Source organism: Blautia sp. NSJ-140, from assembly GCF_022868965.1.
In the GTDB taxonomy this organism is placed as follows: domain Bacteria; phylum Bacillota; class Clostridia; order Lachnospirales; family Lachnospiraceae; genus Blautia_A.
The window spans coordinates 108,374-131,601 of sequence record NZ_JALIFS010000011.1 but is presented as its reverse complement, the minus strand read 5'-3'; the positions used below and the strand labels follow the sequence as shown (position 1 = coordinate 131,601).

The following is a 23,228-nucleotide window of genomic DNA, read 5'->3' as shown; positions in this document are numbered from 1 at the left end:
CTATAAAACTGCATCCAACAGTTTTTTTGTATATGAATGCTGCGGATGATAAAAGATCTCTTCAACTGTTCCGTTTTCCACTATTTCGCCGTCTTTCATGATCGAAACATCATCTGCGATCTCTGCCACCACACCCAGATCATGCGTAATAAATAACACACCCAGATTTTCTTTCCTGGATAGCTGATAGATTTCTTCCAGGATCTGCTTCTGTACGGTTACATCCAATGCTGTCGTCGGCTCATCTGCAATCAGATAATCCGGTTTCATGGACATGGCAATGGCGATCATAACACGTTGGCACATACCTCCAGACAATTCGTAAGGTTTTTTCTTCATCAGTTCTTCCGGATCACGCAGATTCATCATCCGCAGACTTTCCAACGCAGCTTCCCTTGCCTGTTTTTTGCTCATTCTGCGATGTTTCCTCAGTCCTTCCAGAAGCAGTTGTTCAACTGTAAAAAGCGGATCAAGAGCAGCGGTCGGATCCTGAAAGATCATTCCGATCCTGTCTCCGTATAACTGTCGTTTTTCTTTTCCTGATAACTTCAGAAGACTCTTTTCGTTCAGTGTCACATCTCCGGATATCACCTTTCCATTTCCTGCAAGCAGATTCATGATCGTCAGAGAGGTAACTGACTTGCCGCTTCCGCTTTCTCCCACCAGAGCATGGATCCTTCCGCGCTTTACTTCCAGGCTGACATCTTTTACTGCATGAACCATTCCGTGAGAGGTCTGAAACTCCACATGTAATCTTTTTACCTTTAGAACATCATTTTTGGGCTGTTCCATTTTGTATTCCCTCCCCCAGATAATTAAATGCCAGAACAATGATCATGATCAGTATACCCGGATAAAACATCAGTCTTGGATAAGTCTGGATATAACTTTTACTGTCACTAAGCATGATCCCCCATTCCGGTGTCGGCGCCTGCACACCAAGGCCGATAAAGGAAAAACCGGCAATTGACAGAATGATCGAACCGATTTCCATTGTTGCCAGTGCGATCACAGATGGCAGGATATTTCTCAATACATGCCTGAATATGATCCTTGCGTGGCCGCAGCCTCCGGCTTTTAGTGCGGTCATATAATTTTTATTTTTTTCCTGAAGTGTCAATGCACGGGCAAGCCTTGCATATTCTGCCCAGGATACGACCGATAAGGACAGGATCAGATGAGCGCCGCTGGCTCCTACGGTTCCTGCAATGGCAAGTGCCACAATAAAGACCGGCATAGCCATAAATACATCAATGATCCTCATAATTATGGAATCGATTTTTCCACCTACGTATCCGGCAAACAGTCCGATCGGCACCCCGACACATACGGTGATCAGAAGCACCGTAAAGCTATAGCTCAGTGAATACCGGCTGCCCCAGAGAAGTCTTGATAAAATACATCGTCCCAGCTGATCAGTACCTAAAGGATATGCCGCCGACGGATTCTTTAATTTTATCGAAACATCCACAAGCAGTGGATCATGCGGCGCCAGTACAGGTGCAAAAATAGCTGCCAATACAAAAATTATGACCACCATCAATCCTATTTTTGTTTTTGGTGACCGGAATACCTGTTTCCAGTACAGATTCTGGATCATGCTTTTTTCTGTTTTCTGCTTTCTTCTGCTTCCCATTCTATGATCTCTCCTTTACTTTAACTGGATTCGCCGGTCAATCGCAGAATAGGCGATATCCACAAGAAAATTTAATACTACAATGCCAATAGCCAGAATAAAGATAAAACATTGCAGCACCGGAGTGTCTTTTGAGATCACGGATTTCAATGCCAGATTTCCGATTCCCTGAATTGAAAAAATACTTTCTATCACAGCTGAGCCACAGAAAAAACCGATCACAATTGATACCAGACGTGTCAGCACAGGAATCAGAATATTTTTCAGACCATGACGCAAAATTACATTTACAGATGACAATCCCTTGGCTCTGCTGGCACGTATGTAATCCTGCTTCAGCACCTGTATCATATTAGTACGGATCAATCTCGTCATAATTCCAAAGAAACTGATATCCATGGCAAATGCCGCGAGAATCGGGATACCTCCGGCATCTCCTCCGATCACGGAAATCACTTTTAGCTTTACTCCAAATATATATAGCAGCATCAGACCGATCCAGAAAGACGGCATAGATACACTGAGGGACGACAAAATGCGAATGACTTTATCCAGAACTCTGTTTTCATAAATTGCCGACAAAATTCCAAGAGGGACTGATACGATCATCAACAATAAAAACGAAGTAACTGCCAGTTTAAATGTCTGTGGAAAATATCTTTTTAATTCCTCAAAAGCCGGTTTTCTGGTAGAATATGATTTTCCAAAATCGCCGTGAAGTGCCTGATCCAGCCATTTCCCGTATTGTACCAGCACCGGCTGATCCAGTCCTTCCTCATGCCGTACTTCTTCTATCTGCTCCGGTGACGGATGCTCGTATTTTTTCTCCGCCAGAACTCTGGCCGCATCACCTGCCGATATAAAACTCAGCATAAAAATAATAAATGTAACCGCCAGAACTACCGGAATCATAAATATAAAACGCTTTGCAATTACTTTTCCCATTTTCATTTCTCCTCATTTTTCATCTGTTTATTCGGTTAAAATAAAAAAAGCTGATATGATCCAGCATCATATCAGCACAAAAAACAAACCTCCACCTCAGGCAGAGCTTATTCCTTCTGTATCCCATCCGAATCAGAATTCTTCTGTCAAAAAGGCAAGTCTCCTGACTCCAGTTCTTCCTACTCACCATCTTCCCGGATCTCTCCAGTGATATTTTGGTTTTCGTCCCTGTCACAGTAGCGGTGGCTGTTCTGGCATTTCACCAGATTCCTTATTAAGTACTTTGTACACCCTTCTGACTATTCAATTTTCATAGTTGCAACGAATAAGTATTATAATATCATACTTTTCTTTTTATATAAATAGTTTTTCTGTCAAATATGAAATATCTGAACATTTCATATTAAAACCCGGATATTTTCTGCCTGTCTATTATTATAGGTTCCTCAAGTAAATGACATTATGTATGAACGGTGACTTCTTTATATTTCCGTATAATGATCATATAACTTACGAATAATAAAACAGCTGCGCTGCTCCATGCACAGATCTCTGCATAGTATATTCCATCTTCGCCGATCATTTTTGGCAACAGCAGCGCAACACTGACACGCATTATAAATTCTGCAATGCCGCTGGCAAGCGGAATCAAAGTATTACCCAGGCCCTGGATAGCGGAACGATACACATACAGCAGATACAGCACCCACAAAAAGACAGCCATGATAAACAAATACTTATATGCTATATCCAATACCTGTCGGGTCTGATCCGGTTCACCGGATACAAACAGAGACAGTACATTACGTCCAAACAACACCATCATGCCGGAAATGAAAGCCGAAGTGAGCACTGCCATATAAGTGCCGCTGCGCACACCTTTTCGAATCCTCTGGTATTTTTTGGCACCAAGATTCTGGCCCACATAGGTTGTAATGGCGTATCCATATGAAACGGCAGCCATCTCCAAAACTCCATACAGCTTGTTCGCTGCCGTAAATCCCGCCACAAACAGAAAACCAAATCCATTGATCACATACTGTACCACAAGTCCTCCCACGGAGATGATCACATTCTGTATTGCAAGAGGAACTCCCAGTTCCAAAAGTCGCAGGCTCATAGAGGGCTGCCTGTAAAAATCCTTCTTTTCCAGGCGGATATCCGGGATTTTACGTAATACGATCAAACAGTATAAGGCTGAAAATCCCTGTGCGATAACGGTCGCCACTGCTGCTCCGGCTATACCCCAACCAAAAACCGCCACAAATAACAGATCCAGTCCCACATTGATCACTGCTGCCACTGTCATTGCGATCAATGGAGATCTGCTGTTTCCAAGTGCCCGAAGAATCGCTGCAAATATATTATAAGCAGCTATGATCGGGATTCCTGCAAAAATCAGCCGCAAATATAGCATTGTCAGATCAATGACATTATCCGGTGTCTGTAAGAATAAAAGAACATGATAAACTGTACCTTCACTTACTGCGAGTACGACCACAGACAATAATGCTGTCATGATATAGCTTTTCGCCACTGCGCATTTCAGATTTTCCTTTTCCCTTGCTCCATAATACTGAGATACAAGAATAGAAAAACCCTGTGTGATACCTGTCATGATCCCCAACACCAGCCATACCAGCCAATCTCCAGCACCTACTGCCGCCAGTGCTTCAACTCCTACCACTTGTCCGACGATCATGGTGTCTGCCATTGTATAAAACTGCTGAAAAATATTTCCAAGCATCATTGGTATGGCAAAAGTTATGATCAGTTTTCCGGGGGATCCGGCAGTCATATCTTTTTCATTGGTTCCCATAAGAATCTCCTTTTCTTTTCATCCTTATCCGCTATTTTACAAGGGACTCTTACGAAACACAATCCTATTTTTTCACAAAGTTTTATAATATTTTTGGTAGCTATTACATCTTTATAATCATTATTTTTTATGGAGCATTTTTGCCACGCCTATCCTAAAACTCTTTCTTCTTCATAGCTCTCATACTATACTTATACGAAGCAAACCATATAAGCAGACTTAGCACAATAAGGGCAATCGCGATTTCAAAATCCCCTATTCCCCCTATCATATGCAGAATACTTTCTTTTAATCCCAGGTTAGCCTTCACAAAAGATCTAATTGTATAACAAATCGCAAAAATAATTAAAATTGCGATTGGCAGCACAATTCGCCCTTTCTCTCCTTCGAACCTTATCCTGATCGCGATCATAATTCCCGCAATTGCCTGAAACACAAAAAATGTGATCAACTCCATTGCCAGCATTTCCGGATCAAACACCTCTTCAGGATTTATGAGTACCATAATTCCTGCACAGATCATTCCAATGCACCATCCACATGCTGTCATGATAAAGGAAAAAATATATTTTTCTCTGACATATATTTTTTTATTTACGGGTAAAGAAAATAAATATGTGTAACCATGGCCATTTTCATCATAACTGATCGTATTACCTGAATATATCGCCAGAACAGATGGGATATACATTGCAATGAAAGCAGCTGCCTTTTTTCCTGTAAGTATAAAAAACAATGCTACAAACGCTAACACCAAAAAAAGATTACCACCTTGCCGAAAAAACAATCGAAAATCCTTTTCCAAAAGCCCTCTGATTCCTTTCATCATCTCCCACCTCCTGTCAACATCAGGATCACCTGATCGAGTGATCCGCTCTCCACTACGATTTCCGGATAATTTTCTATATAATACTGCTTCTCATTCGTCAGACAGGCAATTCCAAAAATCTCTTTTTTCTCTTTTAAAAGATATCTTTTATCTACTTCCTGATATTGCTCCTCACTGACCTTCAACACTGCATATTTTTCAAGAATCGTATCCATCTCTTCATGAAGTACAATCTTTCCTTGATGAATCACATAAATGTCATCACACAGATGTTCTAAGTCCGAAGAAATATGTGAGCTGATCAGGATACTTCTCTCCGGCTCTTCTTCCATATACTCTCTTAAAATATCCAGCATCCTTTCCCTCGCTCCGACATCAAGCCCTGCTGTCGGCTCGTCGATAAAATTAGGCATCCCTCTCCCAGCCCTCTAAAACACTGGCTTTAACGTCAGAGACACGAGTGTATCGTGTTCACTATTGTTCTCAAAGCGTTAGCTCTACTCCTTCTTGTTCCAGTGCAGCACTCAACTGTTTTGCATAAGTCACCTGTCCACACTTTTTCATTCCATATAAGATTCTTAAACATATATTTCTTTGTTTTAGTTTTCTTATGAGATATGTTCCGTCAAACGCCTTAGAGACTATGTCATCATGAACCTCTTCCAAATGTTCAACCGCTAAGAAACTATTACTCATCTCACTAAAACATAATAGTGTATTTAATGTATTCATAGAAATGCTGGATAAATATTTTTTCAAAATCTCCCCATTCTTTTGTATTTTGCGTAAATCGAACCCTATCTCTTTACCCTTGTTGTCAGATTTACTTTTCTCAGAATAGTATCTAACCAATGAAGCGTATTCTTTTAATTCATTTTCTGTAATTGACCCGAATACTTTCTCGCATCCAATATTTACCGAAAACTCTCTATTTTCCTTAATTAGATTTACAGCATCTGAAAATTCTTTACTTCCGAGATGATATTCTTGCTTAATCTCATCTTTGACTTCTTTGAATTTCTCTGTTCTCCATTCTTCATATACAGGAAGCCGCTTCGAAATATCCCATATATCTGCTCTCGACAAGCTCTTGGTAAATGTTCCTAGCGAATATTCAAAGATACAATTATCCAGAAAATATATCAAATCATCAAATTTTTTCATTACTTCCTTAAATTCTGTTTCTAACAATTCAATACTTACATGAGAAATTTTGTTTTTTATCATATGTGGTTCATCTTCTTTATTTAGTTCATATTTGAAGGCATCCCCCTCTTCATCGAAATAATAAAAGTAAATCATATCTTCTATATTCTCAAAATATGCAGGAATTCTTCTGTCAATATTCTTCTTATCACATGCTAATTTATATAGGCATTCAATACTATGCGTGTGTAATTCTTTTTTTCTTTCCTTTAAGACTTCCTCAGAATAACATATCCCTTTCTTTTCCTCTATTCGCCATAACATTTTTATGACAATCTTCAAAGATAGCTCAATACTGTGTCTGGCGTTATAAACGATAGGATATACTAACAGATCTTCAACTTCGGAACCTGTTTTCAATGATTCCGTCAGAAGTTCAACGGTACGCTTGAACCCATTTCTTATATCCTCATCGGTAGTTCCCCCATTGTCACCTACGCATGCAATAATTGTATCTTCTTCATGAAATTCAAACGGATTTTCCATCTTCTATCATCCTCTTTCTTCGAATTTAACTTATCGATAAGTATATCATAAATACAATTTATGCACACCTTTTGTTATCTACACTTTTATATTCCAACCACAACAACCGGGAAATTCTTCCCGGTCGTTGCAGATTATTTTCTAATTCAGATTATAAAGTTTTTAATACGTTCAGGTCTTTCTTGTTTAAGGCTTTTCTCAATCTTACATTTTCTTTTTCCATTTGCTCTTTTTCACGTTTCAGCTCCCGGATCTGTTCTTCTAATACATTGATCCGATTCTTCAGTACAATGTCACCTATGTATCTTTTGGGGTCTATCATTCCTGCCTGCTGCTCCAGAGCACGATCCATTTCTTTTCTGACCGTTTCATTCTTATAAAAGAATCCTCTGGACAATCCTGTCCTCTTTGTCAGTTTTGGGACCGTCACTTTTTCCCGTTCTGTCAGCATCTGCCTGATTTCTGTCACTGCCCTGTTTACTTTTTCTTCACTGGCTTTTTTATTGCAGGCTATCATCGAATCGTATTTTTTCATATTCTTCCTCCCATCCTTCCAGACATTCCAGTACCATCTTAGATAATCGGTTTCTTGTTTTTCGTGTATCATCTGCCAGTATTTTGTTGCTCATCTTTCTGTAATACTTTACATTTCTCAGGCTTCTATGCCCCAGTAGTCTTGCGATTGTCCAGTCATCCACATGCATCTCGGCAAGCTTCATGCCATAAATATGCCGATACATGTGAGAACCGAATCCAAAATATTCTCCCTTATCATCTCGGAGATTTTCCTGATATATTTTATCTGTAATTTTTTGCTGGACTGTAGCATATTTCATTGGTTTTGAAGGATCACTTAAACTTGTAAAAATGTATTTACCTTTTCCGTGCTCCTTTTCTCTGTATCGAATCGCTTCCTTTATTAAGGCAGCCAGTTCCTGACTAATCGGTTTTTCATAAAAATGTGTTTTCATTTGGTGGATCTGTATTATGGTTTCACCGTCTTTTTCAATCAGGCAGTCTGTCCTGAGTGTCAGTGTATCTGACATTCTTGTTCCAAGCATTTGATGAATAAGCATAAGTCTCGCCGTCTGCACATCCACTTTCGTAAGGAAAGCATTAAATCGCTTTAATTCCTGATCGGAATAAATTTTGATTTCTCCCCTTATATCTGGTGGAATATCCCGATTCAAAATTAAATCCTTTACCTGCGGATATTGATAGACGTCAGCTACCATATTCAGCAATGCCCGCAGTCTCGTCAGCTCCGCCCGATATCTTTTTGTCCCGGTATCTTCTGTTTTCATGTATATCAAATACTCTTCCATGATTTTCCTGTCCAGCTTTGAGCAGGAATCTACTTCTTTATTGTTTTCCTTCAGATATCTTGAAAACCTTCGAATGGCAGTCATTTCTTTTTTTACAGTACCGATGCTTTCTGTTTTCAGTTGAAAATAAATTGCCTTTTTTACTTCCTCTCTGAGATCCTGTTGGGAGATTTCCTTAAAATTTATAATTCTGGTCGTGCGCGTCAGATCCTGTTTCACTTGCATATCAAGTTTTTCAAGTTGCCAGACATCCTTTGTCATCTCATCTACATCAGCATCTCTTAAATCAAGGAAATAATCTATTAATCGGTCAATATAGTGTAATGTCTTTGCCTGTGATACCGTTTCATTCCCACAATGGGATTTTGAAATTTCTGTCAGGGGCAATCCCTGCTGTAAAAGCCATATTTTCATCTGCTGCTTCCATTTTTCTTTGTCCCAGTCCAAAAAACTTTCCGGTCTGTCTCTTCTGGTTTGCAGCATTTTACATAAATGATGGTAAAATCTTCTCTCAGTATAAAATTTTTCCGCCCCAAGCTGTTGTCCTCTGTATTTCAGGAACTTCCTCATTTCTTTCTGCATCTGTACAGACGGCAGTAAATCAAGGTCATACGAAGGTTCTGTTCCCATTCGTATTTTTGAAATTTCACTTGCTTTCTCATAGGAGTCCAATTTTTTTATGTAAAATTTATTTTCCACGTTTGCACTTCTTGATTCCTGATGCCAGGCTGTTTTCTCCTTTCCTGAAAAACTCCTGATTCGCTGCTGAAATTTTCTTTGGCATAAAATCCACATACTGCTGTGTCATCTCTTCATAATCATGTCCCAGATAGTCCCGGATACTCTGAAGAGGGACTTCGTCATCATATAACAGAGTCGCTATCGTATGGCGGAAATCATGTGATTTAAAATCATACCCTTTGAAAATATCCTGCCTCTTATTAAACAGTTCTTTCATTTGCCACTTAAACGAACCATACTGATATGCCCCTCCCCGTTTGTTTTGAAAAACATAATCCTCACTTCCAATATGATATTTTTCCAAATATCTTTTCATAATCTTATAAAGAACATCTGGAATCGGTACTCTTTTGTATGTTCGCATTTTCATCTGATAAACCTGTATCCACGCATCTCTTCCCTGCCAGGAATAAGCATCCCCTTTCAGGGTGCATACTTCACTGATCCTTAGTCCAATCAGCATAGAATGTAAAAGGATCAATCTTGGAATTTCAGGGAAATTTTTTAATTCTCTCAGAATCCTCTCATATATTTCCATCTCTACGCTTCGGTTATTATGACAATGTATTTCTTTTTTCAAATAATACTCATAACGAAATGGTATCCTGTCTATGATTTCTTTCGTCTGCAGATATTCATATAGCTGATAGATTGCTATAACAATATCATTAAAATAAGAAGCTTCTTTTAACTCAATTATCTGGAAATATTTTTTTATTTCGGTTTCTGATGCAAGTTTCAGCTCCATCGCGGTTTCTTTTTCCATCCACATGACAAATGCCAGAATCCTGTAGAATTCGGCTTGTATGCCACTCATTGCCAAATGTGTAACACCCAGACAGTATTTCATGTATTCCTGCAAAATTTCCCGGTTCTCTCTTTTTTCTATGCCCATAAAGGAAAATTTTTTCACAGGATTGGATGGGTTGACTCTATATTGTTCCAGATGCAGTCTTTCCAAATACCAGACTGTTGAATCCCATAAAATATTCTTGGCATGGCAGAAAAGATATTTCTGACATTCTCGGAGTTCTCTTTCTGCAAGCTCTTTTGCATATGCCGTATCTGCATATTTTTCAAGTTTATCGGCCTGTACCTGTGTAATATATCTTAAATCCTCAATATGTTCCTGCATACAAAATTGATATACCACCTTCAAACCGTTTAACCGCATTGTGCATTCTCTCAGCATTATGTCACGCAGTACGACATCTTCGATAATTTCTAAAAGCTGACGCTTGCATAGCTCTGAGCCGTTTACACGAAAATCCCAAACTAATTTATCAATGGCAACTTTGCAGTCATATCTTTCTGCGATTGCCGGATTTGGGTGATATGGTAAAAAGAGCAGTTCGCGGATTAAATCTGTATTCTTTGCTATCTCCTGCTTTCCTTTTAACGTATTGGCATGCTTTCTGATTGCATATAATTTTGCCTTATCCATTCCACGTAAATAACTGCGTACTGCTGAATCAGAATAAGTGCTTTTCAGATATTTCCGATAATCCACTCTAAGCTCATAATCGATGTCTGCTATATGCCACACTTCATTTTTTACCAAGTATGCTTTCAGACAGCCTTTTCCAGAGTTGCTGTCCATGCTTTCATCTAATTCCCGGCTCAGTTCTTCTATCTTCTTTTCCCGTTCTTCACTTGATGTCCATTGTTCTTCCGGCTCCCAAGCAAACACCCTTCTTGCCGGCATCTATCTTCACCTCCTGCTTTCCAAAAACTGTTCTACTCCGTAAAGTTTGGAATATCGGCGGTAAAATTCCTGACTTGCTGTTTTCAGCTTGTCATCTAAAACATTCAGATATCGTATGGTTGTATCGAGATGCTTGTGTCCCAGTGCCTGGCTGATCATTTCCAGCGGCCAGTCTGCTTCCCACCTCGTATTTGCATAATATCTTCGAAGCATGTGCGGTGTGATCTTGATCCCAGTCTTTTTCTCCATGCGTTCAAACATATCGTAGACGCTGTCTACTCTTAACGGCTTCCCTATGGTATCCCCTTTGATGTTAATAAACAGGTATTCCTGTTTTTGCAGGATGTCCCAGTATTCCCCGATATAATAAAGCAGGAATTCAAAGGTATCATCGCTCACCCGTCCTCTTCGCTCTTCGGCATTTTTTGCTCTTGCATCGTTTTCATTATCATCCCGGAAGTCTACCCGGATCTCATGGTTTTCGTAATCGATGTCTTTGGTATAATCAATTCCCAAAATTTCACCGATGCGGAATCCCAGTTCCGATGTCAGTAAGATCAACACCTGATCCCTGCAGTTTGTACAGGCTTCTAAAATCGTTACGATTTCGTTCCGTTCGGCTGCCCGGACGTTTCGTTCCTCTTCTTTTAAGTATCCTTTAAATGACCGGGAGCGGATGGTTCTTCTGACCCCGATGGCATTTGCCTTTGTGATCGGCTGATTATAGGATAATACCGACAGGCAGGAACCGTTATTTCTGACTACTTCTAAAAAAGAATAAAACCTGAACACTTCTTTTAAGTAAGCGTTACAGGTTTTATTCTGCGGTTCTTTATCCAAATTGTCGGTATGTTTCCCAGCTTTCAGCCATTTCAGATATTCTGCGAAAAAATCATATTGCGTTTCGTAATCCATTCCATAGACATCTTCTGCTTCATGTTCTTCTTCCAGCAGATATTCCCAGTAGTAGGCAAGGGCAAATGCATTTCTCCGTATAGTATTCGGGGAACGGTTTGCCCGCACCTGATGCATTAGATACTTGCTTGGCAGCAACACAATTTCCAGTGTTTCCATATCCCGTATAAAGAAATATTTTACGGAACCTTCTCGCTGCATTTCCACTTTATATCGCTTCATGTTGTCTGCCTCCTTTCCTCTAACGCTATACACAGTATACCCAACTCATGCCAATAAAGCTATCACCAATACCACCAATTCGCTCCAAACCGCCCCTGAAATACCACTAAACTTTTTGTCCTGTCTGCTACCCGGATCTGGGCAGAACCAATAACGCCACGGATGTTCTCAGCTATAGTACCGCTCCACTTTCCGGCTTCGGATAAAATTTTCTACTTCTTCGATCCGTTCTGCCATTTGGCACTTTGGCAGTGCTTCCAGAACATCACTCCGATACCTGCCTTTCTTTGCTGTCCGGTGATCCAAAATGGACACAACGCAGGTGTCCTGCTCCGTGCGGATTGCCCGGCCGAATCCCTGCCGCAGCTTCTTCTGCATATCCGGGACTACGATGGTCTGGATGTAGGATTCCAGGGATCGGTACTGCTCCTTTTGTGCTTCATGGATGGGGTCCGGAACAGAAAATGGCAGTTTTACGATGATGAGAGACGATACCATGTCCCCCGGAAAGTCCACACCTTCCCAGCAGGAGCCGGCTGCGAACAGCACTGCATTCTCCATCTTCTTAAACCGTGCAATCTCTTCCTGGGAGTTTCTCCATACCTGCACCATCGGGAACGGGATCTGATCCCGCAAAAGCTGATGCACATTTCCCATCAGGGTATAAGATGTGAACAGTACCAGCGTATGCCCGTAAGTGGAACACACCAGATCACGGATCTGCCCGGCAAGCTGCTCGGCCTCTTCCCTGCTTCCCTTTTTCATAGGTCTTAAATGCTCCGGGATGTAAAGCAGACAGTTCTCTTTGTAACAGAATGGGGATTCTGCCACACACTCCCGGACGCCCGTTTCTTTTTCCAGCCCGGTCATCTGTCTGGTTCTTGCAAACCCGTTCCCGGCTTTTAAGGTGCCGCTGGTTAAGATCGCCGGAAATCCCCGGCTCCATAAAGTCGCATCCAGATACTTCGGGATCTCCCGGTTGACTGCCATAAAGGTTAAATGTCCCCGGCTGTCCTGCTGTAAAAACAAAATATATCGCTTGTCGTTCTTTAAAAACCATCCGAACAGCTCTTCCATCTCTTCCATCCGCCGAAAGATCCAGTAAGGAATATTCCCGGCAAGCCTTTTGATCATAAGCTGAAGCCTTTCCTGCATCTGGGCTAAGGCTGTGCCAGCTCCCGGCGGAAAATAAAAACTTTCTTTTCCAGCCATGTCCTCTGTGCCATCTTTCCGATGCTTTCGGATCTCCGCCTGAAGTGCAGAAAACCCTTCCATCAGCCGTTTTCCATCCGTGCCTTTATGCTCTCTGCCTAAAAAGTAAGCAATCTCCTGCACATCTTCCCTTCCAATGCTTCTTCCATACATCTGGCTGGCGGCTTCCGGGAGTTTATGGGCCTCATCCACAACCAGAGCCCTGTAATCTGCCAGAAGCGGCCGGTACCCATTTGCCCGGTGCATGGCATCTGCCAGAAGATAATTGTGATTGCAAATCTGTAAAAAAATGTCCTCTTTCCTGGAACTATCCAGATGCTTCTGATAACGGCATTCTACTTTTCCCGGACACTCCCTAGGGCAGAATTTTGGTACGCACACCAGCCTGCGGTCAAAACCGCTCAGGTTATGTACGGAATCTAAATCAAAGTTATGCCGGAGGGACTTCAATGCCTCCATCTGTGCCTGATTTTTATTCTTGTCCCGGACTGCCTCTAATCTCTGGGCCAGCCTGTAATCGCATACAAAATGTTCCTTTCCCTTGCGGACGACTGCTTTTAATTCTCCCTGAAGCAGATCTGCTTTTAACAGTACATCCGATAAGAAAGGAACATATTCCTCTATGATGGCTTTCTGTAAGGCGATACTGGAAGTGGATACCACTACAGACCGCCTGTCACATCCCGAATAACCGGAATGCAGTACACTATATTTCCGCATCAGGATGCAGGCTGTCAGATAGGCATAGGTCTTTCCGATGCCGACTCCTGCATCACAGAGCGTGATTTCATTTTTCATAAGGGCATCCAGCATTTCATGGCAGAGACGGATCTGTTCTTCCCTTACATGAAGCCCGGCTTCCGGGAGAAGCTCCCGAAAGATCTGTTCCACTTCGCCATGTGCCCTTTTCTGATATTCATTTTTATAACACATTACTTCTCCTTGCCAGAAAGCTTATCTTACCGTACCCTTACGGACGGGTCTGGTCGCTTCCGGTGTATTCTGTCCCTGTTCCTGCATTTTCTTTATGGCAGCATTCCCTCTTGCCATCATCCTTCGGATATCCGTCCGGGAAACATTCCATGTCCTTACTTTCTGAGGAGCTTTCCTTACCTGCTCGGACAAATGGCATTCACAGAGTTTCGGATATACCACCATTGCTTCCGGTAATTCCAGCGGATACTCGATCATGGGATGGTACACAATATCCCGGATCACCTGCTCATAACATTCCATCTGCATTCTTGCCGTACTGTCCTGATAGATATTTTTCCCTTTCATGGCACTGTAGACCTGCGATGAGATGTATCCCAACGCTTCAAAACTACAGTACCCATACGGAGTCACGCCGGAAAGGGAATCCGGATCTTTTAAGGCATTCAGATAAACTTCTTTTCCCTGGGCGATCAGCCACATCCGAAAATCGGAAAAACTGTCATCACTGCACCCTGCTTCCATCATAATACCTGCCGCTGTCCATAAGCCGTACTTATAAGCCGCATCCCGGTAACTGTAAACAAGATTGTGGAATTGGAGGACATCCTCCGGTGTCATATAGAAGAGCTGCTGCTTGATCCACACTGCCGAAGCATCCAGATCGGTGCCGCACACTTCCTTTGCTTTTTCAATCAGATTCCAGAATTGATCCTTGCTCATTCCACTTCTTTTTGTTTCTTCCATCTGTTCTCTCCCCTTGATGTGACGTTAATACCACAAGAATACGGCTGTAGTCTCCCACAGCCGCATGGTATCTGATATCAACGACACACTTCTTCATTGATTTCTTTTTTATCTTGCTGTTCCGCATTTGACCTCGCACCCCCGGAACTATCCCTGTATTTCTTCTGGGAAAGGGGACACTACAGGCGGGCGGCTGGCCTGCCGCCGCTCACAGATGTCCTGAGGGTCTTTCTGATTACAACCCGGAGTCCCGGAGCTTCTGGATCGTCTCTTCTTCCACGCCCTGTTCACGCAGAATCTTCTCTTCCTCTGCTTTCCACTGGTTCCATCTATATTCTTCTTTTGCTTTATTGTAAGCCACTTATGTTTTCCTCCGATCTGAATTTTTGCGAAATCAAATCGGAGTGTGGCGGTGACCTGGCTCGTTCTTCCTGTCTACAGGAATGTCCGGCATCTCTGCTGTCTCCCTGCAAACACGGATCTCCTTTGTCATCATATCTTTACAAAGGCACAGTGTATCGGATGCACCTGTCAGCTAACGGTCAGAAACCTGTCAATTGACGGTCAGTTTTTATCACCTTCTTTCCAGAATAAATAAAAATAAGACGGACAATCTTTTTACGGATCATTCGCCTTACTTCTTTTCGCTTTCTTTATTCAATTCAAATTTGTAACCTATATCCCTGACACTGATGATGCAATTCCCGGCACCATCTTCAACGACATTCAGCTTTTTTCTCAATCGCTTTACCAGACACCATATGATATTTTTAATATCACCAACAGGATAATCTTTCCAGACAAGCTGGTAAATCTGTTCAAACGTGTATACTCTCATCGGTGTCGCTGCTAATAAGTATAAAAAATTATATTCTTGTCGTGTTAAATGTAACGCTACATCATTCCAAAATACTTTATGTTTCTTATGATCCATTACAAGTTTTCCTTTATCAATCATCGTTTCGGATTGCTTTTGAGTTATTTTTTGTTTATTATTTCGTCGTGCCAATGAAAAAATCTGCAGATCTACTTCTTCTGTAGTGCTATTTATATCCATTACACAGTCTGCACCAGCGTATATTAATTCTTTTTTCCATGACATACACAATAAAGAAGAAGTATCCGTCAAAATAATAATTGGTATCTGCGTTATCTTTCTAATAGCAGATATAATATTACTTATGTTCTCTTTATAAATGATCACTCCTATTATAAGCACATCATAAGAAAATAAACTCAAATTATGCAATAAAATTTGTAGATTTTCTGCATAATCTGAGTTTACCTCATTGAATAGTTTTTGATATGATTGATTGTCAAAATATGCTAATATTTTGTATTTTGTGTCTTTCATATTTCTATTTTAAAAAAGCAACACTTTCTATTTCTTCACAGGAAAATCATCAAATGCATTGTCATTTTTTGCAAAGCACACTTTCTTGCCGCATGCTCTGATATTCGCATGTGATCAGGTACAAATGTGGGGCATTCATATTGCCCTATAATTTCCAACTTTTAATGGATTTTTCTTTTTCCCACATAGTTTTATAAAGAGGCACTGATTGCAATAATTCATCATGTTTTCCGCAGCCCTGCAAAACACCGTCAGATAAAACAAGTATTTGATCTGCATTTTGGATATAGGACAAAGTGTGTGATACAAGGAACACCGTTTTCCCCTTAATCATTTCTTCTATGCCCTTTTGTATTGCTACGGCATTTTCAGCATCCAGACTGGAAAGCGCCTCATCCAAAAGAATGATCGGGGAATCTTTCAAAATTGCCCTCGCAATAGCGACACGCTGACGCTCACCACCGGAAAGGCTTGCACCGCCCTCGCTGATAACCGTTTGATAACCCTGTGGGAGTTTTTCTATAAATTCGTGACAGTGAGCCTTTTTTGCCGCCTCTATTACCTGCTCGTCCGTTGCGCTCTGGTTTCCCATCCGAATATTATTCATCATGGTATCCTGAAAAAGATATACTTCCTGAAAAACGATACTCACATGACGCACCAGATCACTATGCTTTAATGTTGCCGCATCTTTCCCATTCAACAGAATCCGCCCGTTTTTCGGCGTCACGAATCCCAGAATCAAATTAAGGAGAGTAGATTTGCCGCTTCCAGAAGGACCAACCAATGCAGTGATCGTTCCGGGGTTAGCTGAAAAACTTACATGACTAACTGCTTCACGCTTTCCATCATAGCTAAACGATACATTTTCAAACCGTACATCGGCTTGTGTATCGGCAAACTGTGTAATTCCCTGTTTTTCATTTTCAGTCGGCAGGTTGTTAATTTCCGCTATATTATCCAACGATGCGTTTGCAAGATTCATCATTGCAAAGGAACCCATCAGAGCTTCCAGCGGACGGTAAAAAATAATACCCATGATTGCAAAAAACAAATAGGTTGCCGAGGCTAATGAACCAGAACGAACCATTGTAATGCCAACACCCAAACTCAAAAACAGCCCCAGATTCAGGCAGATCTTATAACCCATACTCCAATTCGTCAGCGTCGATTCATAACGGCCAGAAGCTGTGCAATATCCGTCCACCTGATTCTCTACGAGCTTACCGGTTTGTTCCAGCCGGTATGCCTTGATCGTTTCCATACCCTGTACATATTCCAGCGTGGAATCAATCATTGCCACCTGTGCATTTTTCTTCTGCTCTCCCAGTTGAACCATGCTCTTTTGAAACTGCTGGTAGAGGATATAACCGGGGATGATTCCCACAAACAGAAGAAGCGCCATACGCCAGTCCACACTAAGCAGCATCAGAGCAAATACAACCGTCATGATCATGCTGGAAACGAAACCGGCAATAATCTCCATGATATTCATTTCCACAAAACTTAAATCAGTTGTAAACAAAGATGTAAGCTGGCTGATCTTGTCTTTTGTAAAGTAGTATAGCGGAAACTGTTTGATTTTTGCCGCAATCGAAAGGCGTTCATCCCGCATCATGGCATAAGATACCGGGCGCTGTTTTGCAATCGTAAAGTAATAAAAAACAAAATGCAGGACAGTATAAACCAGAAACATAAGGCTATACTGTATCAGTTTTTCCCTTGTAAACGAACCGCCCAAAATATCTTTTATCGCAAGGAACAGCATGAAATATATCGCGCCCTCACAAATTGAGGTCAACGCCTGAAACAGCCACGCAAGATAAAGCTGCTTTTTACGCTCGCCTGCAAGTTCTAAGAATTTCCGTATCATAGCAATCATGCGTTTACACCTCCCATTTTCCATTGATCGGATTGCTCAAAGGCCGCCCACATATCCTGATACGGGGAGCAACATCTTATCAATTCATCATGTGTGCCGCAATCAATCACTTTGCCTTGTTCCAGAACCACAATCGAATCAGCTTCCTTGATACTGGAAAGACGGTGCGCTATTACGAGTACGGTTTTTCCCTCTGATAATTTAGCCAGCGCCTTTTGCAGTAAATCTTCATTGTCGGCGTCAATGTAAGCCGTTGCCTCGTCAAGAATCACAATCGGCGCATTTTTCAGAATTGCCCTTGCCAATGTGATTCTCTGTTTTTCGCCACCGCTCAACTTGGTTTCCTTGTCTATCACTGTGTCATAGTCCTTTGGAAGCCGCATAATAAAGTCGTGACATACGGCATCCTTTGCTGCCTGCATCATTTCTTCCTCCGTGGCCTCTTGGTTTCCCATCATAATGTTTTCCCGGATACTCTTTTTGAACAGGAACGTATTCTGGGTCACAAAGGAGATCTGGGACATCAGATCGGATAGCGGAATCTGGTTCAGCGGTACGCCTCCCAGGCAAATCTGTCCCTCGGTTATATCCCAAAACCGGCAGATCAGGCTGGCCGCCGTACTTTTACCGCTGCCGGAAACACCGACGAGCGCAGTTACTTTTCCATCAGGAACAGTAAATGAGACATCTTTTAATACCGGCTGTCCTTCCCCATAGGAAAATGTAACGTGTTCAAACACAATCGTGTGGTCGGAAAGTTCTGCCTTCGAGGTCATATCCGCCATTTCATCCAGCTTCAGAATTTCGTCTATCTTTTTTGCAACAGAAGCGTTCATGCCGATATAATCAAAGTTATTAGAAACAGTTTCCAACGGAATCAGCATGGCAAGCCCCATAAACAGATACATAATATAGCTGGCCGCTGTCACGCTGCCGGAGAGGTACATCAAACCAGCAAGTGGAAACAAGAACACAAGGTTGCTGTTTAAGTCGGCATGATTGAAAGCAACATATTTCAAGCAGCTTTGAAACCACTCTGTTACAACGGTGCTGTAAGTGCGGATGCTTTCTGACAGGCGGCCATAAGTGGATTCGTCGGCGGCAAATATCTTCAGTTCTTTCATACCGTTGACATATTCCACCGTCTTAACGCTGACGTCGGCAAACGCCTGATTAAATTCGTCCATTTTTTTCATCTGAACGATAATCATAAGAATACCGACAAGAATAAACAGAACGACCGGAATCAGCATGATACCGGCTACCCTAATGTCCAATATCGCCAGCAGGATTTCCATACATAGCGGTACAGCGAGACCAGAAATAATCTCTGGAATGTTATGGGCGTAAAATGTCTCCAACTGTTCCATATTGTCCATAATGATCGTTTTGACCTGCCCGGATGCCGTTGTTTTCACATAGCCCATTGGTAAACGGGCAATTTTACGGAACAGCTTTTTACGGGTTTCCCCCAATGTCTGGTAGGCTACCTTGTGAGAGATTTTTGTGCCGGTTCCAAACAGCAGATGTTTCAAAATGATTGCTACAGCAATCAGGCACACATATTGAAAAAGGTTCTCTGTCCGTTCATCCAGGAAACAGGTCACAATACCCCAAACGCCTAAATAGGGCAGGATGCCGCACAAAACAGACAGGACGCAACAGATCACCGCACCAATCAGGCGGCGCTTATTTTTCTTATCAATTAGTCCAAACAGGGCTTTTACATCACTCATTACAATTCATCTCCTCCTTGCGGAATAGTGAAATTCCAAAATCTGTCCGATACTCCATTTTGCCAACCAGGTATAGCAATAGTTCCATGACTTTAATACGCATAAGGTAATTGCGGTACTGTTCCGGCAGCAAGAGCAGTTCGGTAAAAATATGCTCCACACTTTTTGTTGCGGGTGCTATAAAGCATCCGCCCGCTGTAAAAAGTCCTTGAAAATCCATGTCCTCGTCAAACGCGATTGTTCCCAGCATGATATTCAGGCTGTTTATGATCTGCGGCAGATAAGCCACCACTGAAACACCAACAAAAGGTTCTTCTCCAAAATCACAGCTTTTCAGGTGGCTTGCACCATTGAAAACAGAAATATAATGGTCGCTCATAATCATCTCCAGCTGGTCGCTGAACAGCATATTCACTCGCCCCTGAAAGCAATAGGTGACTTCAATAAAACGATCTATACATTGGATATTTTTTTGAATTGGAGTTGTGATATGAACATTGCTATAAACAATTTCAGCACCAGGCATCACTTCAAAGCTCTGCATGGTGCCTTTCCCAAATTTGGGAGAAATTGTATATATCTTTGAATCCTTTTCAACGGAACAGTTACCAATCAGCTCATGGAAGAACAGGAGGTCATTTTCCATTCTCCTCAAGGTTCTGCCTCCTTTCTGACCGCAAGAAAAAATCATGTAGTCGATGCAGATTGTCGGGGGAAAGTGGGTAATCTTCCTGCTGTTTTCCGTTATCTAAATGAATCACTCTTGTACAGGCTGCCGCTAAAAATTCGTAATCATGGGTTACAACAAAAATTACCTTTCCCATTTTGGAAAGCGTTTGAAATAACCCCGCAACCTGAATCATGCTGTCATAATCAAGTCCGCTAGTTGGTTCATCAAAAATTAAAACATCCTTACAGCATACCATACTGACCGCCACGGCTGCACGCTGCTTCTGCCCCCCGGAAAGTGTATTGGGATGATGAGTACGGTACTCATAAATACCCAGCCGTTCCATTGCCTGTTTTGCTGCATCCAGATCAGGATGCTTAATTCCAAATACACATTCCTTTTCCAATGTATCGGCAAATAACTGATAGCTTACGTCCTGCATCACCATATAGGAGCGTTTTAACCGGCTCTTTGCGTTCAGTTCTTTACCATCCCAAAGAATTTGTCCCGTACAGTTTGTGTGCAGGCCGCATAGTGTTCTGGAAAATGTAGATTTCCCGGCTCCGTTATGGCCGATAATTCCTATGATTTCTCCCGGTGCCGCACTCAAATTCAAATCGTCTAGAACCGGCTTTTTCTTATAGAACAAGGATAAGTTCCTGACTTCCAAAATCGGCTTTTGAGAATTTTCAGCAAAGGCTCTTGGCTGTACCTTTGACAAATCTAAAGCGCGAAGTCCCATACTATGCCGCTGTTCTTCAGGAATAGAAAGAAACTGGCTTGGAGAAAACACAGCAGATATAGCCCCGTTTTCCATATACGCAATGCGGTCAACTAATTCCCTCAGATAATAAATCCTATGTTCTGCAATTAGAATGGTCTTGCCTTGTTTCTTTAGGAGTTCAAGTGTACGCCGCAAATCCTCAATAGCATCCATATCCAGATTGGACGATGGTTCATCTAACAAGTAAATACTCGGAGACATAGCATAGATGGACGCAAACGCCACCTTTTGTTTTTCACCGCCAGACAATTCAAATATGCTTCTCCCGGTCAGATGGGCTATATCCAAATCCGCAACTGTCTTTGAAATGCGTTCTTTCATTTTTTCTCTTGGATAAGTCAGATTTTCCATTCCAAAGGAGATTTCACTGTCTGTATCTACATTAAAAAATTGAGAGCGTGGATTTTGGAATACAGACCCCACATACTCGGACACTTCGTATATGGGATAATCCTGTATATCTTTACCGTCAACATAGGTTGTGCCGGTAACTTCTCCCGGATAAAAGTATGGAATCAGTCCATTCACAAGACGGGTCAATGTGGTTTTCCCACAGCCGCTTCGCCCACACAACAGCACACACTCGCCTTTGTTGATTGTCAAATCAACATCGCGCAGTCCGCCATTTTGTAATGATTCCTGATAGGTAAAAGAAACCTTGTCAAAACGGATCATTAGCCTGCACCCCCTTTCAATTTCAGCCAGATTGACACTGACATAAACAAAGTGAACAGGATAAAGCATACAGCATCCGCAACATTAAAGTGGATTTCCTGCAAGCAGGTTCGGGGCTTCGGATTTTCCAGCCCCCTTGTAACAGCCGCCGCCGATAATTCATCCGCCACTTTCAGTGCTGACATCATCATCGGAACATAGATACATTCCGCTGTTCGGGCCGGATGGGTTAGCAGACTTTTTACGGTTGGAGCTACATCGCGCATCCGCATGGCATCGCTGATATAGCCCCAGTCCTCATGCACCATAGGAAAATAACGGAGCATGACCGTCAGAGGAATAACCATTGCTTTTGGCATATGAATACGGTTCATGGTCGCCATAAATTCATTTACCCTTGTCGTGCTGACTAAAATACCTCCGAGCATGGCACAAGGAAAGATTTTACGGATAAATACGGTAAATGTTACAATCGCAATCTGCAAAGTCCCTGTCAAATAATTTGTTCCAATGATATGCAGAACAACCATTCCCGCATAGATAGCAGCCATTCTTACCGTAAACCGCTTTGCTCCTACAAGGACGCCGAGAATCACAACGCATACAACCAGCGCAATCTCATAGAGTAAAGAGGGCGCAAGGAACAACGCAACATTTCCGACGATCAACAGATATAGTTTTGTGCGAGGGTCTAAATGTAATGTGGCAAGTGTGTCTTTTGTTTGCAGTTGCATCTCCATTACACTACTCCGGCCTTTTCAAAATGCTTTTTCAATAGTTTCTGGCCTACAAGACCGCTGATAGCAGCACAGATCAACACGCCGATAATCATTGCCGGGAGCATCCAGTTTTGCGCGGTTGAAACCATTGTGTCCATATAGGTCTGTTCTGTTCCCTTTTCTACCAAATATTGCACATAGGCGTCGCGGTCAAACCAAAGCATACCGTAGGAGAAAACTGGGCTGAGAACAAAAATCATGTAGGACAACAGGTTACGCCCTTTGTTTCTAAAGTTCCCGGAACCGGCCAGCAGATCGGCCACAACGCCGAGAATACAATATGCCAAACACATAGACCAGTACATACCGAGTACGAACAGTACACCTCCTACCAAAATACCGGTGACAATGATTGGGCCATGCTTCGGCACCTTCGCCAGTATCAGCATATAAACCGGGCCGCACAGCAGCGCAATAGACAGCGGGCAAAGGAAAGTCAGTACAGGGAAGAACCCAAAGATAGCTTCGCCAATCATGGCGCATACCATGTACAAAGCAGCAAGGATGCCGGTGGTAATCAAATCACGCACAGATAGCCCTTTTTTCATTTGTTGTGAATTAGACATTTTCAACGTCCTCCTATTTATTATTTGCTGGCAGAAGCCTCATTGACCTACGCACAAAATC

Annotated in this window: 20 protein-coding genes, 1 pseudogene and 1 riboswitch; all 21 genes and pseudogenes read right to left on the bottom strand. The window is 42.1% G+C overall.

The window, feature by feature from the left end:
• The 21 genes and pseudogenes from MUB50_RS13195 to MUB50_RS13095 all read right to left on the bottom strand — a co-directional run bounded on the left by MUB50_RS13195 (position 1) and on the right by MUB50_RS13095 (position 23,167).
• Positions 1 to 792, bottom strand: coding sequence for an ABC transporter ATP-binding protein (locus MUB50_RS13195; RefSeq protein WP_021650927.1), 792 nt, complete (start codon positions 790 to 792; stop codon positions 1 to 3).
• Positions 773 to 1,636, bottom strand: coding sequence for a nickel transporter permease (gene nikC / locus MUB50_RS13190; RefSeq protein WP_244791312.1), 864 nt, complete (start codon positions 1,634 to 1,636; stop codon positions 773 to 775). The genes MUB50_RS13195 and nikC overlap by 20 nt, the downstream gene beginning before the upstream one ends.
• A gap of 15 nt (positions 1,637 to 1,651) precedes the next feature.
• Entirely contained in the window at positions 1,652 to 2,581 is a 930-nt protein-coding gene (locus tag MUB50_RS13185; protein ID WP_244791310.1) for an ABC transporter permease, read from the bottom strand.
• A gap of 136 nt (positions 2,582 to 2,717) precedes the next feature.
• Positions 2,718 to 2,891: riboswitch (cobalamin riboswitch) on the bottom strand.
• A 150-nt stretch (positions 2,892 to 3,041) separates the two neighbouring features.
• A complete protein-coding gene (locus tag MUB50_RS13180) occupies positions 3,042 to 4,400 on the bottom strand; it encodes an MATE family efflux transporter (protein WP_244791308.1) in 1,359 nt (452 codons plus the stop codon).
• A 154-nt stretch (positions 4,401 to 4,554) separates the two neighbouring features.
• Entirely contained in the window at positions 4,555 to 5,229 is a 675-nt protein-coding gene (locus tag MUB50_RS13175) for an ABC-2 transporter permease (RefSeq protein WP_244791306.1), read from the bottom strand.
• Positions 5,226 to 5,630: pseudogene (locus tag MUB50_RS13170) on the bottom strand (ABC transporter ATP-binding protein); the annotation flags it as partial. The pseudogene MUB50_RS13170 and the gene MUB50_RS13175, both read right to left, overlap by 4 nt.
• Before the next feature lie 82 nt (positions 5,631 to 5,712).
• Entirely contained in the window at positions 5,713 to 6,921 is a 1,209-nt protein-coding gene (locus MUB50_RS13165; RefSeq protein ID WP_055155795.1) for a hypothetical protein, read from the bottom strand.
• A 151-nt stretch (positions 6,922 to 7,072) separates the two neighbouring features.
• A complete protein-coding gene (locus MUB50_RS13160) occupies positions 7,073 to 7,456 on the bottom strand; it encodes a DUF6262 family protein (protein ID WP_173691398.1) in 384 nt (127 codons plus the stop codon).
• Positions 7,422 to 8,945, bottom strand: coding sequence for a tyrosine-type recombinase/integrase (locus tag MUB50_RS17070; protein WP_244791304.1), 1,524 nt, complete (start codon positions 8,943 to 8,945; stop codon positions 7,422 to 7,424). Before MUB50_RS17070 ends, MUB50_RS13160 begins: the two co-directional genes overlap by 35 nt.
• Positions 8,935 to 10,692, bottom strand: coding sequence for a tyrosine-type recombinase/integrase (locus MUB50_RS13150; protein WP_240577360.1), 1,758 nt, complete (start codon positions 10,690 to 10,692; stop codon positions 8,935 to 8,937). Before MUB50_RS13150 ends, MUB50_RS17070 begins: the two co-directional genes overlap by 11 nt.
• Positions 10,693 to 10,698: 6 nt before the next feature.
• Positions 10,699 to 11,829, bottom strand: coding sequence for a tyrosine-type recombinase/integrase (locus MUB50_RS13145; RefSeq protein ID WP_055155791.1), 1,131 nt, complete (start codon positions 11,827 to 11,829; stop codon positions 10,699 to 10,701).
• 168 nt (positions 11,830 to 11,997) lie between these two features.
• Complete coding sequence (locus tag MUB50_RS13140) at positions 11,998 to 13,974, bottom strand: ATP-dependent DNA helicase (RefSeq protein WP_055155790.1); 1,977 nt, start codon at positions 13,972 to 13,974, stop codon at positions 11,998 to 12,000.
• 21 nt (positions 13,975 to 13,995) lie between these two features.
• Positions 13,996 to 14,721 (bottom strand): DUF4240 domain-containing protein, encoded by a 726-nt coding sequence (locus MUB50_RS13135; protein ID WP_117802418.1) that lies wholly within the window; start codon positions 14,719 to 14,721, stop codon positions 13,996 to 13,998.
• A 235-nt stretch (positions 14,722 to 14,956) separates the two neighbouring features.
• Positions 14,957 to 15,082 (bottom strand): hypothetical protein, encoded by a 126-nt coding sequence (locus tag MUB50_RS13130; RefSeq protein WP_330637663.1) that lies wholly within the window; start codon positions 15,080 to 15,082, stop codon positions 14,957 to 14,959.
• Positions 15,083 to 15,355: 273 nt separating this feature from the next.
• The gene (locus MUB50_RS13125) at positions 15,356 to 16,075 is read right to left on the bottom strand and encodes a winged helix-turn-helix transcriptional regulator (protein WP_240577359.1); all 720 of its coding nucleotides are present in this window, start codon (positions 16,073 to 16,075) and stop codon (positions 15,356 to 15,358) included.
• Positions 16,076 to 16,220: 145 nt separating this feature from the next.
• Positions 16,221 to 17,957, bottom strand: coding sequence for an ABC transporter ATP-binding protein (locus tag MUB50_RS13120; protein ID WP_158293307.1), 1,737 nt, complete (start codon positions 17,955 to 17,957; stop codon positions 16,221 to 16,223).
• The gene (locus tag MUB50_RS13115) at positions 17,954 to 19,693 is read right to left on the bottom strand and encodes an ABC transporter ATP-binding protein (RefSeq protein ID WP_240577358.1); all 1,740 of its coding nucleotides are present in this window, start codon (positions 19,691 to 19,693) and stop codon (positions 17,954 to 17,956) included. Before MUB50_RS13115 ends, MUB50_RS13120 begins: the two co-directional genes overlap by 4 nt.
• Positions 19,686 to 20,348 carry a hypothetical protein gene (locus tag MUB50_RS13110; protein WP_240577357.1) on the bottom strand — a complete coding sequence of 221 codons (663 nt, stop codon included), beginning with the start codon at positions 20,346 to 20,348 and terminating at the stop codon, positions 19,686 to 19,688. The genes MUB50_RS13115 and MUB50_RS13110 overlap by 8 nt, the downstream gene beginning before the upstream one ends.
• Positions 20,329 to 21,822 (bottom strand): ABC transporter ATP-binding protein, encoded by a 1,494-nt coding sequence (locus MUB50_RS13105; RefSeq protein ID WP_240577356.1) that lies wholly within the window; start codon positions 21,820 to 21,822, stop codon positions 20,329 to 20,331. Before MUB50_RS13105 ends, MUB50_RS13110 begins: the two co-directional genes overlap by 20 nt.
• A complete protein-coding gene (locus tag MUB50_RS13100) occupies positions 21,822 to 22,562 on the bottom strand; it encodes an energy-coupling factor transporter transmembrane component T (protein ID WP_240577355.1) in 741 nt (246 codons plus the stop codon). Before MUB50_RS13100 ends, MUB50_RS13105 begins: the two co-directional genes overlap by 1 nt.
• On the bottom strand, positions 22,562 to 23,167 hold the full coding sequence (locus MUB50_RS13095; protein WP_015533385.1) for an MptD family putative ECF transporter S component: 606 nt from the start codon (positions 23,165 to 23,167) through the stop codon (positions 22,562 to 22,564). The genes MUB50_RS13100 and MUB50_RS13095 overlap by 1 nt, the downstream gene beginning before the upstream one ends.
• Between the last annotated feature and the right edge of the window lie 61 nt (positions 23,168 to 23,228).

What these genes read in the sequence shown, in the direction of transcription:
- MUB50_RS13160 (WP_173691398.1), bottom strand. Translation starts at nt 7,456, where the DNA reads ATGAAAAAATACGATTCGATGATAGCCTGCAATAAAAAAGCCAGTGAA.
- MUB50_RS13120 (WP_158293307.1), bottom strand. Translation starts at nt 17,957, where the DNA reads ATGATTGCTATGATACGGAAATTCTTAGAACTTGCAGGCGAGCGTAAA.
- MUB50_RS13135 (WP_117802418.1), bottom strand. Translation starts at nt 14,721, where the DNA reads ATGGAAGAAACAAAAAGAAGTGGAATGAGCAAGGATCAATTCTGGAAT.
- MUB50_RS13185 (WP_244791310.1), bottom strand. Translation starts at nt 2,581, where the DNA reads ATGGGAAAAGTAATTGCAAAGCGTTTTATATTTATGATTCCGGTAGTT.
- MUB50_RS13095 (WP_015533385.1), bottom strand. Translation starts at nt 23,167, where the DNA reads ATGTCTAATTCACAACAAATGAAAAAAGGGCTATCTGTGCGTGATTTG.
- MUB50_RS13100 (WP_240577355.1), bottom strand. Translation starts at nt 22,562, where the DNA reads ATGGAGATGCAACTGCAAACAAAAGACACACTTGCCACATTACATTTA.
- MUB50_RS13150 (WP_240577360.1), bottom strand. Translation starts at nt 10,692, where the DNA reads ATGCCGGCAAGAAGGGTGTTTGCTTGGGAGCCGGAAGAACAATGGACA.
- MUB50_RS13125 (WP_240577359.1), bottom strand. Translation starts at nt 16,075, where the DNA reads ATGAAAGACACAAAATACAAAATATTAGCATATTTTGACAATCAATCA.
- MUB50_RS13105 (WP_240577356.1), bottom strand. Translation starts at nt 21,822, where the DNA reads ATGATCCGTTTTGACAAGGTTTCTTTTACCTATCAGGAATCATTACAA.
- MUB50_RS13115 (WP_240577358.1), bottom strand. Translation starts at nt 19,693, where the DNA reads ATGAGTGATGTAAAAGCCCTGTTTGGACTAATTGATAAGAAAAATAAG.
- MUB50_RS13140 (WP_055155790.1), bottom strand. Translation starts at nt 13,974, where the DNA reads ATGTGTTATAAAAATGAATATCAGAAAAGGGCACATGGCGAAGTGGAA.
- MUB50_RS13175 (WP_244791306.1), bottom strand. Translation starts at nt 5,229, where the DNA reads ATGATGAAAGGAATCAGAGGGCTTTTGGAAAAGGATTTTCGATTGTTT.
- MUB50_RS13195 (WP_021650927.1), bottom strand. Translation starts at nt 792, where the DNA reads ATGGAACAGCCCAAAAATGATGTTCTAAAGGTAAAAAGATTACATGTG.
- nikC (WP_244791312.1), bottom strand. Translation starts at nt 1,636, where the DNA reads ATGGGAAGCAGAAGAAAGCAGAAAACAGAAAAAAGCATGATCCAGAAT.
- MUB50_RS13165 (WP_055155795.1), bottom strand. Translation starts at nt 6,921, where the DNA reads ATGGAAAATCCGTTTGAATTTCATGAAGAAGATACAATTATTGCATGC.
- MUB50_RS13180 (WP_244791308.1), bottom strand. Translation starts at nt 4,400, where the DNA reads ATGGGAACCAATGAAAAAGATATGACTGCCGGATCCCCCGGAAAACTG.
- MUB50_RS13145 (WP_055155791.1), bottom strand. Translation starts at nt 11,829, where the DNA reads ATGAAGCGATATAAAGTGGAAATGCAGCGAGAAGGTTCCGTAAAATAT.